We start from the raw sequence: 14482 nt of genomic DNA, 5'->3' as shown, positions 1-14482 counted from the left end.
GCTTCACGCGTGGGCACGGAGTGCCCACCCTACGATCATACGGATCGCCGGCTCCATCAATGATCGAAATGGACGTCGCCTGAACCCGTGCGGCTGATACTGCGCTGCGGCGGATTTCCGTACACATCCACATCCCCGCTGCCGCTGACGGCCGCCGCCACCGTGGCGTGCGCGGTGACGCTGGTGTTGCCCGAGCCGGTCTGGCGCACCTTCACCTCGTCCGCCCGCAGGCGCTGGGCGTCGAGGGTGCCGGAGCCGTTCGATACGGCCTGGAAGCTGCGCGCGGCGCCGGCCAGGGTGATGGTGCCGCCGCCGCTCAGCTCGGCCTCGACGCTGTCGCCGTTGCCGGCATCGACGGTGAGCTCGCCGGTGCCGTGCAGGGTGGCCTTCGCCTGGCGGTAGCGGCCGTTGAAGTCGACGCTGCCCGAGCCGTTCAGCTCGAGCTCGATGCGCTCGCCCGAAAAGCCGTTGATGCGGGTCTCGCCGCTGCCGTCGACGCCGACCCGGTCGAGCCCAGGGAGGGTCAATTCGACTTCGATCGGCTGGCGGTGGCGCAGCACGATGCCGCGGGTGCCGATGTGCAGCACGCGCCCGTCCTGGCCGGTCTCGACATTGGCCAGCAGGCGCTGTTCGCCGCGCACGACCAGCGCCGGCTCGGCGCCGTAGCGCAGGGTCAGGTCGATCGGCCCGCTCAGTTCGACCGCCCGCGCCTCGCGCGTGATCTTGCGCGTCTCGTCGCCGACGATGCGCGCATCCAGGCGCGCGGTGCCGCCCTGGGCGCGCAGCACGCCATAGGACAGGCCGATCAGGACGAAGGCAAGGAGCAACAGGCCGAGGCCTACCCGTAACAATGAACGCATCGTTTCTCCTCAGCTGCCCCGGAGCAGGGACATGTTCATTTGCAGGTAGCGCTTCACGCCCAGCGCCGCATAGCGGGTGACGACGATCGAGACCAGGAACAGCACGATCCCGCCCAGCACCATGGCCAGGCCGAGCACCGTCTGGGTCGCGCGCGACTCTTCGTCCATCTCGGTCGAGATGCGGATGCCGCTGCCGGCCACCCGTTCGGCGCGGCGCACGGCGCGCGCGCCTTTGCTGGCGCCGGCATCGTCGCCGGTGTCGGCACCTGCATCGGCGCGGTTATCCTTGTCCTGGCTGACTTCGATGCCGGTGTCGCCGATCGTGATCCGGGTGCGCGTGCGGTCGCGGTCGTCGATGGCGCCGTCGACGACGTGGCGCAGCGGTCCGTCGAGCACCAGTTCGTTGGCGCCGGCCAGGCCGCTCGCGGTGATGGCGATGCCGCTCACATAGAAGGCAAACGCGCCCGCGTACAGCGCCGCCAGCAGCGAGCCGAACACGGCCGCCGGGATGACCATGAACAGGTTGAAGATCAGCAGGCCCAGCACCGACACCATCAGGCGTACCAGGTTCGCCGGATTCTTCTGCTCCTTGAAGGCATCCATGTGGGTGCTGGTGCGCAGGGTGAGCGCCACCTTCTTCGGGTCGTCCAGTTCGCGTGCGATGTCGGCTTCCGGCCGGCCGGCGGCAATGCCGTCGACGAAGCGCTGCTCGTACCAGGCCAGGGTCCTGGCCTGCAGTTCGGGCGGCAGGCCGAGCATGGCGCGTTTCAGCGCCTCGAGGTATTCGAGCTTGCCCATGGATCAGGCGTGGCCGACGGCGAGCATCGACAGCAGGGCCGGGCCCGTGGCGTTGGCGTGCGCGCCGAAGAGTTCGGGCGCGACCAGGGCCAGCGTGCTGGCGGCAACCAGTGCCAGCAGGAGCAGGGTGCGCAATCCGAGTTGGGGTGTCATGGCGATGTCCGTGATCCGGTTATCCGATGCTGCTACTGTACGGACCCGGCCTGATGTTTGCCATCGCCCTGCGACAGGCTGCCGTTTTTGCGGCTTGAGGCGCGTCCACGCAGGATGGCCGACGCCGCCGCCTGGCCACTGCGCACCGCCGACTCGAGCGTGGCAGGGTAGTCGCCGGCCGTATAGTCGCCGGCCAGCACCAGGTTCGGCAGCGGCGTGGCGTTCGCCGGACGCGCCAGCTCCGGGGTGCAGGCGAAGGTGGCGCGTTTTTCGGTGATCACGCGCGACCACTGCGGGCTGCCCAGGCCCAGCGCCGGGAAGGCCGCGTCCAGTTGCGCCGCGACGGCGCGGGCCAGGCTGTCCTGCCTGAACTCGGCGGCCGCGCCTGCGGCACTGATGACCACTGCCAGCAGGCCGCCCTGGTCGGCGTCGAGCTGGCCCCGGTCGAACACGAACTGGCCGAAGCGTTCGTGTTCCGGATCGTCGAGCAGGGCGCAGAAGGGCAGCGGCAGGCGTGTCTGGCGCTCGTATTGCAGGTAGCAGGTGGCGATCGGCTCGTATTCGAATGCGCCCAGCTGGGCGGCCAGGCCGGCCGTCTCCGGAAAAGAAGCGAGCAGGGCGCCCGACTGTGCAGCGGGCGTGGCCAGCACGACGGCGTCGAAACGCCCGTTCCAGTCACCGCCGAGCGCCTGGCCGCTGGCCCGCAGCTCCCAGCCGCCGGCGCTGTGCTCCAGCGTCTCGACCTTGGCGCCGAGGTGCACGGTGCCGCCCTTCGCTTCGAGGTAACGCGCGGCGGCCTGCGGAAACAGGGCGCTCAATTCCAGGCGCGGGACCAGCATGTCGGAGGCCGCCCGCTTCGCGCCCAGGCTGTCGCGCAGCACGGCGAGAAAGACGTTGCTTGATGCCCGTTCCGGCGCCGTGTTCAGGGCCGCCAGGCAGAGTGGATGCCACATCAGGCGGTTCAGGCGGGCGGTCTGGCCGAAACGTTCCAGTAGTATGCTGACGCTCACGTCCTGGTCGAGGCGCCAGCCCATCCAGCGCGCGGCGGTGGAAAAGCGCGCCAGCGCCAGCTTGTCCTCGCGCGCTAGGCCGCCGGCGCGCACCAGGGCGACGATCATGTGCCAGGGCGCGGGCAGGCGAGGGGCGACGAAATCCATGCCGCCGCTGCCTGCGGGATAGCGCATCTGGAGCGGCAGGCGTAAAAATGCCCTGGCCGGGTCGACGCCGACCCGCTTCAACAGTGTCAGGGTGTCCTTGTAGGCGCCGAGCAGGATATGCTGGCCATTGTCCAGCAGACGGCCATCGAGCTCGATGGCGCGCGCGCGCCCGCCAAGGGTGCGCGCCGCTTCGAACAGGGTAACGCGCCGGCCGCGCCGCGCCAGCTCGACCGCCGCGGCGCAACCGGCCCAGCCGCCGCCGACGACGGCGACCGCGCCGGCAGCCTTCCCATCAGTTGCGGACATAGGTCTTCCACGCCAGCCAGAGCTTGCGCAGCGGCGTGAGCGAGATGCGCTGGTTCAGGACGTGGAAGTTGTCGCGCGCGATCTCATCCAGCAGGGTGCGGTAGATCGCCGCCATCATCAGGCCGGGACGCTGGGCGCGCCGGTCTTCCTTCGGCAGGAGCGCCAGCGCCTCGTCGTACATCGCCTGGGCGCGCCCGGTCTGGAACTTCATCAGCGCCTCGAACTTGTCGCTGTGGCGGGCGCCCAGCAGGTCGGCCGCCGTGACGCCGAACTGCTGCAGCTCGTTGACGGGCAGGTAGATGCGGCCGCGGCGCGCATCGTCGCCGACGTCGCGGATGATGTTCGTCAGCTGGAAGGCCAGCCCGAGCTTCTCGGCGTACTGGAGGGTTTGCGGATTGGTATAGCCGAAGATGCTGGCCGAGAGGATGCCGACCACGCCGGCCACATGCCAGCAATACTTGCGCAGGCCCGGGTAATCGAGGTAGCGGCTCTGGTCGAGGTCCATCTCCATGCCGTCGATGATCGCCTGCAGGTGCTGCTCTTCCAGGTGGTAGACCGCGAGGTGCGGCTTCAGGGCCTGCGTGACCGGGTGGGTCGGCGTGCCCTTGTACATGGTCGACACCTCGGTGCGCCACCAGGCCAGCTTGATGCGGGCCAGCGAAGCGTCGGTCGCTTCGTCGACGGTATCGTCCACCTCCCGGCAGAACGCGTACAGGGCCGTGATCGCACGGCGGCGCTCGGGGGCGAGGAACAGGAAGCTGTAATAGAAGCTGGAACCGCTCTGGACAGTCTTTTGCTGGCAGTATTCGTCAGGAGACATGTAAAAAAGGCAAGGTTGGGTGATGCGAATCCGTTATCTTAGCCGATGCCGGGTGCGGCTGGGTCCGATCAAAGGCAATTATGCTGACATTCGCAGGGCGCGCCAGCCCATGATCACGTAATCCTTCTTGCCCAGCTGCGGCCGGCGGCGGAAGACGTCGTAGCCGGCGGCCTCGATGCATTCGAGGATGCGCAGCCCGCCCTGGATCACGAGGCGCAGCTCCCAGCCGATGCGGCCCGGCAGCCGCGTCGCCAGCGGGGCGCCCGACAGCATCAAGGCACGGGCCCGCGCGACTTCGAAGGCCATCAGCCTGCGCCAGGCCGGGGTATCCGCCTGCGCCGCGATATCGGCTTCGCCTACGCCGAAGCGCTGCAGGTCTTCCAGCGGCAGGTAGATCCGGCCCTTGCCGATATCGATGCCGACGTCCTGCCAGAAGTTGATCAGCTGCAGGGCGGTGCAGATGGCGTCGGCCTCGACCAGGTTCTGCTCGCCGCCGACGCCATACAGGGCCAGCATCAGGCGTCCGACCGGATCGGCCGAACGCCGGCAATAGTCGAGGAGAAGCGCGTAATCCGGGTAACGCGTGGTGACCACGTCCTGGCGGAAGGCCGACAGCAGGTCGCGCAGGGGCTGTAGCGGCAGCGCGTATTCGGCGACGACCGTGGCCAGCCGGGCGAACATGGGGTGTGCGGGCATGCGTCCGGCGGCGATCTCGTCGAGGGCGGCTTCGTATTCCGCCAGGCCCGTGAGTCGCTCGGCGGGCAGGGCGTCGCCCTCGTCGGCGACGTCGTCCGCCCCGCGCGCGAAGGCATAGATGGCTTCGACGGCCGGCACCAGGCGGCGCGGCAGCAGGATGGAGGCGACGGGGAAGTTTTCGTAATGATCGACGGCCATGCAGTTCAAATGACCGGCAAGTCATCCGCAGTAAGTGAGCGCTACATTATAAAGGGCGCCGATACGCCCCGCACTCCATGAAAATTCACTCCTATGGTGTCAGAAAATCCAGTAAAATACCGGGTTGAAGTTGTAGCCCATAGACAATGGAGTGCAAGGGCGGCCGGATTTACTGTCGGGCGCCCTTTGTTTATGTGGCAGTATGCAATCCTGCGCGAGGATGGCGAAATTGGTAGACGCACCAGGTTTAGGTCCTGACGCCAGCAATGGTGTGGGGGTTCGAGTCCCCCTCCTCGCACCACGAATAATTATTTTTTTGGACGATTTTTACGATGGCAACTGCAGTCGAAACCCTGGATAAACTCGAGCGTCGCCTGACGATCACTTTTCCGCTGAGCGATGTCCGTTCGGAAGTTGAAAAACGCCTCAAGAAGCAGGCCAAGACCGCCAAGGCTCCTGGTTTCCGTCCTGGCAAAGTGCCTCTGAAAATGGTCGCAGCCCAGTATGGCTACCAGATCGAATCGGACGTGCTGAACGACCGCGTCGGCCGCGCTTTCAACGAAGCCGCCAACGAGAACCAGCTGCGCGTTGCCGGTTTCCCGAAGATCGAGCCGAAGGAAGACGCACCGGAAGGCATGCTGGCTTTCGACGCGACCTTCGAAGTGTTCCCGGAAGTCGTCATCGGCGACCTGTCCGCGATTGAAGTCGAGACCGTCAAGGCCGAGGTCTCGGACGCCGAGATCGACAAGACCATCGACATCCTGCGCAAGCAGCGCGTGCACTACCACACCAAGGGTGAGGCAGGCGAGCACGGCGACGGCGGCGAGCCGGTCGCAGCCAATGGCGACCGCGTGACCGTCGACTTCGTCGGCGTGATCGACGGCGTGGAATTCCCGGGCGGCAAGGCTGAAGACTACGCCTTCGTGCTCGGCGAAGGCCGCATGCTGCCGGAATTCGAAGCCGCCACCGTCGGCCTGAAAGTCGGCGAAAGCAAGACCTTCCCGCTGGCTTTCCCTGCGGACTACCATGGTGCCGACGTGGCCGGCAAGACCGCCGAGTTCACCATCACGCTGAAGAAGCTGGAATGGGCGCACCTGCCGCAAGTCGACGAAGAGTTCGCCAAGTCGCTGGGCATCGAAGACGGTTCGATCGAAAAGATGCGCGCCGATATCAAGACCAACCTCGAGCGTGAAGTCAACGCCCGCGTCAAGGCCCGCAACAAGGAAGCCGTGATGGACGCCCTGGTCAAAGTGACCGAGATGGACGTGCCGACCGTGATGATCCAGCAGGACTCCGAGCGCCTGGCCGAGCAGACTCGCCAGGACATGGCCCAGCGCGGCATGGACGTCAAGAGCATGCCGTTCCCGACCGAACTGTTCGCCGAAAAGGCCGAGCGCCGCGTGCGCCTGGGCCTGATCCTGTCGCAACTGGTCGCTGACAACAGCCTGCAGGCAACGCAAGAGCAGGTGAAGGCCCAGATCGAAGATTTCGCACAGAGCTACGAAGACCCGAAAGAAGTCCTCAAGTACTACTACAGCGATCGTCGCCGCCTTGGTGAAGTGGAAAGCCTTGTTTTGGAAGAAAACGTCGTTAACTATGTGCTTGGCAAGGCGAAGGTCAGCACCAAGGCCGTCGCTTTCGATGAATTGATGGGCAGCAACCCACAAGGCTGAGCGCAGGCTTAGTCTTCGAGTTTGCCCTACTTACAAGGAACGAGACAGGTATGAACCGTAATCCGGCATTGGACACCCAAGCACTCGGCCTCGTGCCGATGGTAGTTGAGCAAAGCGGCCGCGGCGAACGCGCGTACGACATTTACTCGCGTCTGCTCAAGGAGCGCGTGATTTTCCTGGTCGGTCCTGTCAACGATCAGATGGCCAATCTGATCGTCGCCCAGATGCTGTTCCTGGAGAGCGAGAATCCCGACAAGGACATCTCGCTCTACATTAACTCGCCTGGCGGATCGGTTTCGGCCGGTCTGGCGATCTTCGACACGATGAACTTCATCAAGCCCGACGTTTCGACGCTGTGCACCGGCCTGGCTGCCTCGATGGGCGCCTTCCTGCTGGCCGCCGGCGCCAAGGGCAAGCGCTTCTCGCTGCCGAATTCGCGCGTCATGATCCACCAGCCGTCCGGCGGATCGCAGGGCATGGCTTCGGACATCGAAATCCAGGCCAAGGAAATCCTCTACCTGCGCGAGCGCCTGGCACGCATCATGGCCGAGAACACCGGCCAGAGCGTCGAGCAGATCCACAAGGACACCGACCGCGACCGCTTCATGTCGGCGGAAGAGTCGGTGGATTATGGCCTGATCGACAAGGTGCTCACCAACCGAACGTGAACTGAGCGCACCTGAATCGCGCTTGAGCCGACACAAGGTGTTGCTTAAAAAACGCCCGGGCGCCAACACGTTCGGGCGTTTGTTTTTTATTTCGGGTAGCATGGCGGTGTGCGCATGCATTGTCGCGTGCACCGCAAGCGCGTTATATTTCCAGTACTTCACTTGAGACCTGCCCCCCATGTCTGACAAAAAATCCTCCAGCGGCGAAAAGCTCCTGTACTGCTCGTTCTGCGGCAAGAGCCAGCACGAGGTCAAAAAGCTCATCGCGGGACCATCCGTCTTTATCTGCGACGAGTGCATCGACCTGTGCAACGACATCATCCGCGACGAGACATCGAATGTGGAATCGGTGGCGGGCGCCAAGTCCGATTTGCCGACGCCGCACGAAATCGCCGAACTGCTCGACCAATATGTGATCGGCCAGCAGACAGCGAAGCGCATCCTGTCCGTCGCTGTGTACAACCACTACAAGCGCCTCAAGCACCTGGGCAAGAAGGATGACGTCGAGCTGGCCAAGAGCAACATCCTGCTCGTCGGTCCGACCGGCTCCGGCAAGACCCTGCTGGCGCAGACCCTGGCACGCATGCTGAATGTGCCTTTCGTCATCGCCGACGCGACCACGCTGACCGAAGCGGGCTATGTGGGCGAGGACGTCGAGAACATCATCCAGAAGCTGCTGCAGAGCTGTAACTACGAAGTCGAAAAGGCCCAGCGCGGCATCGTCTACATCGACGAGATCGACAAGATTTCGCGTAAATCGGACAATCCGTCGATCACGCGCGATGTGTCGGGCGAGGGCGTCCAGCAGGCGCTGCTGAAACTGATCGAAGGCACGATGGCCTCGGTACCGCCGCAGGGCGGGCGCAAGCATCCGAACCAGGACTTCGTCCAGATCGACACGACCAACATCATGTTCATCTGCGGCGGCGCTTTCGACGGCCTGGCCAAGATCGTGCAGAACCGTTCGGAAAAGGGCGGCATCGGTTTCGCAGCCAGCGTCAAGAGCGCCACCCAGCGTTCGAACAGCGAAATCATGATGGAAGCCGAGCCTGAAGACCTGATCAAATTCGGCCTGATTCCGGAACTTGTCGGCCGTCTGCCTGTCGTAGCTACGCTGAACGAATTGACGGAAGAAGCGCTGATCCAGATCCTGATCGAGCCGAAGAATGCGCTCATCAAGCAGTATTCGAAATTGCTGGAAATGGAAGGCGCCGAACTGGAAATCCGTCCGGCGGCCTTGCACGCAATTGCGAAAAAAGCATTGGCACGCAAGACCGGTGCCCGCGGCCTGCGTTCGATCCTGGAACACGCACTGCTCGACGTCATGTATGAATTGCCGAATCAGCAAAACGTGGTGAAAGTCGTGGTTGATGAAAATACCATCACGAACGGCGCCAAGCCGCTGTTGATTTATAGCGAAACTGCAAAGGCGTCCGGAGAAAATTAAAAAATATCCGCGCGGAAACCACAAAACCACTTGTGCGCTGGGAGCTTGGCGGTACAATTTACCTCAATAAAAGCATCCGGCTTCAATCGAAAAGCCACTCGTGACCGACCGTCACGTGGTGGCTTTTTCATTTCAAATCGGGATTTTATTGGAACGTCCAGATTGCATTTCGCGAATATGTTTTTTTATTCATAGAAATTATTTTGGGACGGTCTTGAGTTTTCACCGTGTGCGCCCAACATCCGTTACACGCTTTTTATAAGGTATACCATGACAACTTCGAAATTAACCGAGCAAACGACGCTGCCCCTGCTGCCGTTGCGCGACGTGGTCGTATTTCCCCATATGGTGATACCCCTGTTCGTTGGCCGCCCGAAGTCGATCAAGGCGCTTGAAGCCGCGATGGAACAGGGCAAGAGCATCATGCTCGCCGCCCAGAAGGCTGCTGCCAAGGACGAACCTTCCGCCGCGGACATCTACGAGATCGGCTGCGTCGCGAACATCCTGCAAATGTTGAAACTGCCCGACGGTACCGTGAAGGTGCTGGTCGAAGGCTCCCAGCGTGCCCGGATCGATCACATCAGCGATGCGCCGACCCATTTCGTCGCCGAGCTGACCCCGCTGCGTTCGGAAATCGGCGACGATTCCGAAGTCGAGGCGATGCGCCGTGCCATCGTCCAGCAGTTCGACCAGTACGTAAAACTGAACAAGAAAATCCCGCCCGAGATCCTCGCATCCCTGGCAGGCATCGACGACGCCGGCCGCCTGGCCGACACCGTCGCCGCGCACCTGCCGCTCAAGCTCGAGCAGAAGCAGGTGATCCTGGAGATCTTCAACGTCGCCAAGCGCCTCGAGCACCTGCTCGGCCAGCTGGAAGGCGAACTGGACATCCTGCAGGTCGAGAAGCGCATCCGTGGCCGCGTCAAGCGCCAGATGGAGAAGTCGCAGCGCGAGTACTACCTGAACGAACAGGTCAAGGCCATCCAGAAGGAACTGGGCGAAGGCGAAGACGGTGCCGACATCGACGAGCTCGAGAAGAAAGTCATCGCCGCCAAGATGCCGAAGGAGGCCCTCGACAAGGCCACCGCCGAGATCAAGAAGCTCAAGCTGATGTCGCCGATGTCGGCCGAAGCCACCGTCGTGCGCAACTACATCGACACCCTGGTGTCGCTGCCGTGGAAGAAGAAGTCGAAGGTCACCAACGACCTGTCGAACGCCGAGAAAGTGCTGGAAGCCGAGCACTATGGCCTCGACAAGATTAAAGAACGCATCCTGGAATACCTTGCAGTCCAGCAGCGCGTCGACAAGCTGAAAGCCCCGATCCTGTGCTTCGTGGGCCCTCCAGGCGTCGGCAAGACCTCGCTCGGACAGTCGATCGCCCGTGCCACGAACCGCAAGTTCGTGCGCATGGCCCTGGGCGGCGTGCGCGACGAAGCCGAGATCCGCGGCCACCGCCGTACCTACATCGGCTCGATGCCGGGCAAGGTGCTGCAGTCGCTGGCGAAAGTCGGCGTCCGTAACCCGCTCTTCCTGCTCGACGAGATCGACAAGATGGGTGCGGACTTCCGCGGCGACCCGTCGTCGGCCCTGCTGGAGGTGCTGGATCCGGAACAGAACCACACCTTCTCGGACCACTACCTGGAAGTCGACTTCGACCTGTCGGACGTGATGTTCGTGGCGACCTCGAACTCCTTCAACATCCCGCCGGCGCTGCTGGACCGGATGGAAGTCATCCGCCTGTCGGGTTACACCGAAGACGAGAAGACCAGCATCGCGCAGCGCTACCTGCTGCCGAAGCAGGTCAAGGCGAACGGCCTGCAGGATGGCGAGATCAAGGTGGAAGAGTCGGCAATCCGCGACATCATCCGCTACTACACCCGCGAAGCCGGCGTTCGTTCGCTCGAGCGCGAAATCTCGAAGATCTGCCGCAAGGTCGTCAAGATGCTGCTCCTGAAAAAGAGCGAGAAGGCGGTCATCGTCAACGGCAAGAACCTGGACAAGTTCCTGGGCGTGCGCCGCTATGATTTCGGCGTGGCCGAGAAGGAAAACCAGGTTGGCCAGGTGGTCGGCCTGGCCTGGACCGAAGTCGGCGGCGACCTGCTGACGATCGAAGCCGTGAACGTGCCTGGTAAAGGCGGCATCATCCGTACCGGTACGCTGGGCGACGTGATGAAGGAATCGATCGAAGCGGCGCGTACGGTGGTTCGTAGCCGTGCCCAGCGTTTCGGCATCAAGGCGGAAGCGTTCGAAAAGAGCGACATCCACATCCACGTGCCGGAAGGTGCGACGCCGAAGGACGGTCCGTCCGCCGGTATCGGCATGACGACGGCGCTGGTGTCGGCCTTCACCGGGATTCCGGTGCGTGCCGATGTGGCGATGACGGGCGAGATCACGCTGCGCGGCGAAGTGCTGCCGATCGGCGGCCTGAAGGAAAAGCTGCTGGCGGCGCATCGCGGCGGCATCAAGACGGTGCTGATCCCCGAGCAGAACGTGAAGGACCTGGCCGAGATTCCGGACAACGTCAAGAACAAGCTCGAGATCGTGCCCGTTCGCTGGATCGAGAAGGTGCTGGAAATCGCACTGGAACGCCAGCCGGAAGCCATCGTCGAGGTGCAGGCCGTGCCGGTCACGCCAGCGGCGACGGCAACGGACGGGCAGGGCGACGTCGTCAAGCACTGATCGAGGTTTGGTCGAATGAAAGGCGCCCTGCGGGGCGCCTTTTTTGCGCGCGCGTCGTCCATGAAAACGCCGCGCGGCGCCGCATCGGTTACGTTACGCGTGGGCATGCCCACCCTACGTCGTGCGTCTGCCGAGACTGTTGCGTACCGTAGGGTGGGCATGCCCACGCGTTATCGAACGCGGCCTGGTCGAACCGTTTATCACGGACACCAAGGTAGCATCCCACGTCCATGCCAATGCCAACAATTCGCCACACCCAAGCATTCACCGGTGAATGTTGCTTGACAGAAGCAATCCCCCCTTGTTTAATACGCGCTTGCACTTTTTGCAGGAAGGCGCAGCGCCGCCGCGTCAGAACGACCTAGAGGATACGAGTGAACAAGACTGAACTGATCGAAGAAATCGCGAAATCCGCGGACATTACCAAGGCCTCGGCCACCCGTGCCCTGGATGCGATGATCGAAGCGGTGACGAACACCCTGAAGAAGAACGACAGCGTGACCCTGGTCGGCTTCGGCACCTTCACCGTCGGCGAACGCGCGGCCCGTACCGGCCGCGATCCGCGCACCAAGGAACCGATCAAGATTAAGGCTGCAAAGGTTCCGAAATTTAAGGCTGGTAAAGCGTTAAAAGATGCTGTAAACTAATGCCTTCTTTGCGGTGACACGCAAAGAAAACATCCTTTGAGGAGTAGAGGGCATGAGCCTCTCGGCTTTCTTTCTTGAGGGTGATGCAGTACCCAGTATGTTCGTGGAGCGGTAGTTCAGTTGGTTAGAATACCGGCCTGTCACGCCGGGGGTCGCGGGTTCGAGCCCCGTCCGCTCCGCCACGGCATACAACGAATTTGGAGCGGTAGTTCAGTTGGTTAGAATACCGGCCTGTCACGCCGGGGGTCGCGGGTTCGAGCCCCGTCCGCTCCGCCAGATTTCAGCAGTATTCGAAATGCTCGGAAAGAGCGTTTCAATGAGAAGAGGCGAACGCGAGTTCGCCTTTTTTTTTAACTTGTGCTTTGAAGCCATTTCTACAGCGATTGGTGGACCATGTTTGATTTTGTACGTAATAACAAGCGCATATTGCAGTTCGTCCTGCTGTTGCTGATCATTCCCTCGTTCGTGCTCGTCGGCGTGGAGAGCTACCAGAACCGTGGTGACAGCGGTGCGGGCGTCGCGACCGTCGATGGCCGCAAGATCACCCAGCAGGAGTGGGACGATGCGCAGCGCAAGCAGATCGACCAGGCGCGCCAGCAGATGGGTCCACAATTCGACCAGAAACTGTTCGACACGCCCGAAGCCAAGCGCGAAGTGCTCGAAAACCTGGTTGCCGAACGTGCCGTCAACGCCGAAATCGCGCGCAGCAACCTGACCGTCGGCGACACCAGTATCGCCAAGGCCATTGCCGAGATGGGCGCCTTCAAGAAGCCGGACGGCAGCTTTGACATGGACGCCTATCGCGCCGCGCTGGCCGCGCAGGGCATGACGGCGCCAGTCTTCGAGGCGCGCATGCGCCGCGACATGGCGATCCAGCAGCTGGCAGGCTCGGTCCAGGCCACCGCATTCGTGCCGCGTTCGGTGGCGAGCCGCGTCTCGGACATCAACGACCAGGAACGCGAAGTCCAGGAACTGATTTTCCCGGCGGCCCAGTACCTGGCGCAGGTCAAGGTCACCGACGACATGGTCAAGGCCTTCTACGACAAGAACGCCAGCCTGTTCCAGATTCCGGAAAGCGTGAAGGCCGAGTACATCGTGCTCGACGCCGGCGCCGTGGAAAGCCAGGTCAGCGTCAGCGACGCCGAAATCGCCCAGTTCTACGAAACCAACAAGAAGCGCTTCACCACGCCGGAACAGCGTACCGCCAGCCACATCCTGATCACCAAGGCGCAGGGCGCCAAGCCGGCCGAGGAAGCCGCGGCCAAGGCGAAAGCCGAAGCCGTGCTGGCCGAGGTGCGCAAGAACCCGGCCGACTTCGCGGCGATCGCGAAGAGCCAGTCGCAGGATGCCGAGTCGGCAAGCCGCGGCGGCGACCTGGGCCCGATCGAACGCGGCACCTTCGGCAAGTCGATGGAAGACGCGATCTACGGCCTGAAGGAAGGCGAGATCAGCGGCATCGTGCCGTCGGAATTCGGCTACCACATCATCAAGCTCACCTCGATCAAGCCGCAGACGCAGAAGTCGCTCGCGGATGCGAAGGACGAGATCGCTGCCGAAGTGAAGAAGTCGAAGCTGTCGAAGAAGTATTCGGAGCTGGCCGAGCAGTTCAACAACAGCGTCTACGAGCAGTCGGACAGCCTGAAGCCGACGGCCGACAAGCTGGGCCTGAAGATCCAGACCGCCGAGAACCTGAACCGCAAGCCGAATCCGCAACTGGGCGCCGCGCCGTTCAACAACGAGAAATTCCTGACGGCCCTGTTCTCGACGGACGCCATCAAGAACAAGCGCAACACGGAAGCCGTCGAAGTCGCGCCTGCGGTCCTGATCGCCGGCCGCGTGGTCGAGTTCCACCCGGCCTCGAAACTGCCGATGGCGCAGGTCGAGTCGCAGATCCGCCAGCGCGTGACCCAGGAAGAAGCGCTGCGCCTGGCACGCCAGGCCGGCGAAGCGAAACTGGCCGCCGCCAAGGCGTCCGGCGACGCCACCGGTTTCGGCGAAGCGAAGGTCCTGTCGCGCACCAGGCAGCCGGCGATCAACACCGCCGGTGCGCTGGCCGTGTTCAAGGCCGACGTGACCAAGTTGCCGGCCTATGTCGGTGTCGAGCTGCCGGGCCAGGGCTATGGCGTCTACCGCATCGGCAAGGTCTCGCAGCCGGCCCAGCCGGACGCCGCCCGCCGCGCCCAGGAAGCACAGCAGATCGGCGGCCTGGTCGGCCAGGCGGAACTGTACAACTTCGTGGAAGCGATCAAGGCGAAGTCCAAGGTGAAGATCAATGTCGCCAAAGGCGAAGAGGCGGCCAAGGCGCAGTAAGCGCAGGCCTGCGGGCCTGAGTCACATACAAAAAAACCCGGACGCTCGCGTGTCCGGGTTTTTTTACGTC

Annotated in this window: 12 protein-coding genes and 3 tRNA genes; 9 read left to right on the top strand and 6 right to left on the bottom strand. The window is 63.1% G+C overall.

The window, feature by feature from the left end; genetic code table 11:
- Positions 1-56 precede the first annotated feature (56 nt).
- The 6 genes from ACI48I_RS16965 to hpnC form a co-directional block, all read right to left on the bottom strand.
- Positions 57-860: a GIN domain-containing protein gene (locus ACI48I_RS16965; RefSeq protein ID WP_498574863.1), complete on the bottom strand. Its 804-nt coding sequence runs from the start codon at positions 858-860 to the stop codon at positions 57-59.
- Positions 861-869: 9 nt separating this feature from the next.
- Positions 870-1658 carry a DUF1700 domain-containing protein gene (locus ACI48I_RS16960; protein WP_498574862.1) on the bottom strand — a complete coding sequence of 263 codons (789 nt, stop codon included), beginning with the start codon at positions 1656-1658 and terminating at the stop codon, positions 870-872.
- A gap of 3 nt (positions 1659-1661) precedes the next feature.
- Positions 1662-1811 (bottom strand): hypothetical protein, encoded by a 150-nt coding sequence (locus ACI48I_RS16955; protein ID WP_193685902.1) that lies wholly within the window; start codon positions 1809-1811, stop codon positions 1662-1664.
- Positions 1812-1843: 32 nt separating this feature from the next.
- A complete protein-coding gene (gene hpnE, locus ACI48I_RS16950; protein ID WP_498574861.1) occupies positions 1844-3274 on the bottom strand; it encodes a hydroxysqualene dehydroxylase HpnE in 1431 nt (476 codons plus the stop codon).
- A complete protein-coding gene (hpnD, locus tag ACI48I_RS16945) occupies positions 3261-4094 on the bottom strand; it encodes a presqualene diphosphate synthase HpnD (protein WP_498574860.1) in 834 nt (277 codons plus the stop codon). Before hpnD ends, hpnE begins: the two co-directional genes overlap by 14 nt.
- Before the next feature lie 78 nt (positions 4095-4172).
- On the bottom strand, positions 4173-4988 hold the full coding sequence (gene hpnC / locus ACI48I_RS16940; RefSeq protein ID WP_498574859.1) for a squalene synthase HpnC: 816 nt from the start codon (positions 4986-4988) through the stop codon (positions 4173-4175).
- Between the two features lie 214 nt (positions 4989-5202).
- Between hpnC and ACI48I_RS16935 the strand changes: the two genes are divergently transcribed.
- The 9 genes from ACI48I_RS16935 to ACI48I_RS16895 all read left to right on the top strand — a co-directional run bounded on the left by ACI48I_RS16935 (position 5203) and on the right by ACI48I_RS16895 (position 14412).
- Positions 5203-5289 (top strand) — tRNA-Leu (locus ACI48I_RS16935).
- Between the two features lie 31 nt (positions 5290-5320).
- The gene (gene tig, locus ACI48I_RS16930) at positions 5321-6661 is read left to right on the top strand and encodes a trigger factor (RefSeq protein ID WP_193685898.1); all 1341 of its coding nucleotides are present in this window, start codon (positions 5321-5323) and stop codon (positions 6659-6661) included.
- A 50-nt stretch (positions 6662-6711) separates the two neighbouring features.
- Positions 6712-7329, top strand: a complete 618-nt coding sequence (gene clpP, locus ACI48I_RS16925) for an ATP-dependent Clp endopeptidase proteolytic subunit ClpP (RefSeq protein ID WP_193685897.1) — start codon at positions 6712-6714, stop codon at positions 7327-7329.
- Between the two features lie 178 nt (positions 7330-7507).
- Entirely contained in the window at positions 7508-8776 is a 1269-nt protein-coding gene (clpX, locus tag ACI48I_RS16920; RefSeq protein ID WP_193685896.1) for an ATP-dependent Clp protease ATP-binding subunit ClpX, read from the top strand.
- 270 nt (positions 8777-9046) lie between these two features.
- Positions 9047-11455 carry an endopeptidase La gene (gene lon, locus ACI48I_RS16915; protein ID WP_193685895.1) on the top strand — a complete coding sequence of 803 codons (2409 nt, stop codon included), beginning with the start codon at positions 9047-9049 and terminating at the stop codon, positions 11453-11455.
- A 374-nt stretch (positions 11456-11829) separates the two neighbouring features.
- Entirely contained in the window at positions 11830-12102 is a 273-nt protein-coding gene (locus tag ACI48I_RS16910; RefSeq protein ID WP_193685894.1) for an HU family DNA-binding protein, read from the top strand.
- Positions 12103-12207: 105 nt separating this feature from the next.
- A tRNA-Asp gene (locus tag ACI48I_RS16905) sits at positions 12208-12284 on the top strand.
- Between the two features lie 17 nt (positions 12285-12301).
- Positions 12302-12378, top strand: a tRNA-Asp gene (locus ACI48I_RS16900).
- A gap of 117 nt (positions 12379-12495) precedes the next feature.
- The gene (locus tag ACI48I_RS16895; protein WP_498574858.1) at positions 12496-14412 is read left to right on the top strand and encodes a SurA N-terminal domain-containing protein; all 1917 of its coding nucleotides are present in this window, start codon (positions 12496-12498) and stop codon (positions 14410-14412) included.
- Positions 14413-14482: the final 70 nt, after the last annotated feature.

It is taken from the genome of Massilia sp. LXY-5, assembly GCF_059801075.1.
The sequence above is the reverse complement of the archived record's forward strand: the minus strand, read 5'-3'. Positions and strand labels throughout refer to the sequence as shown.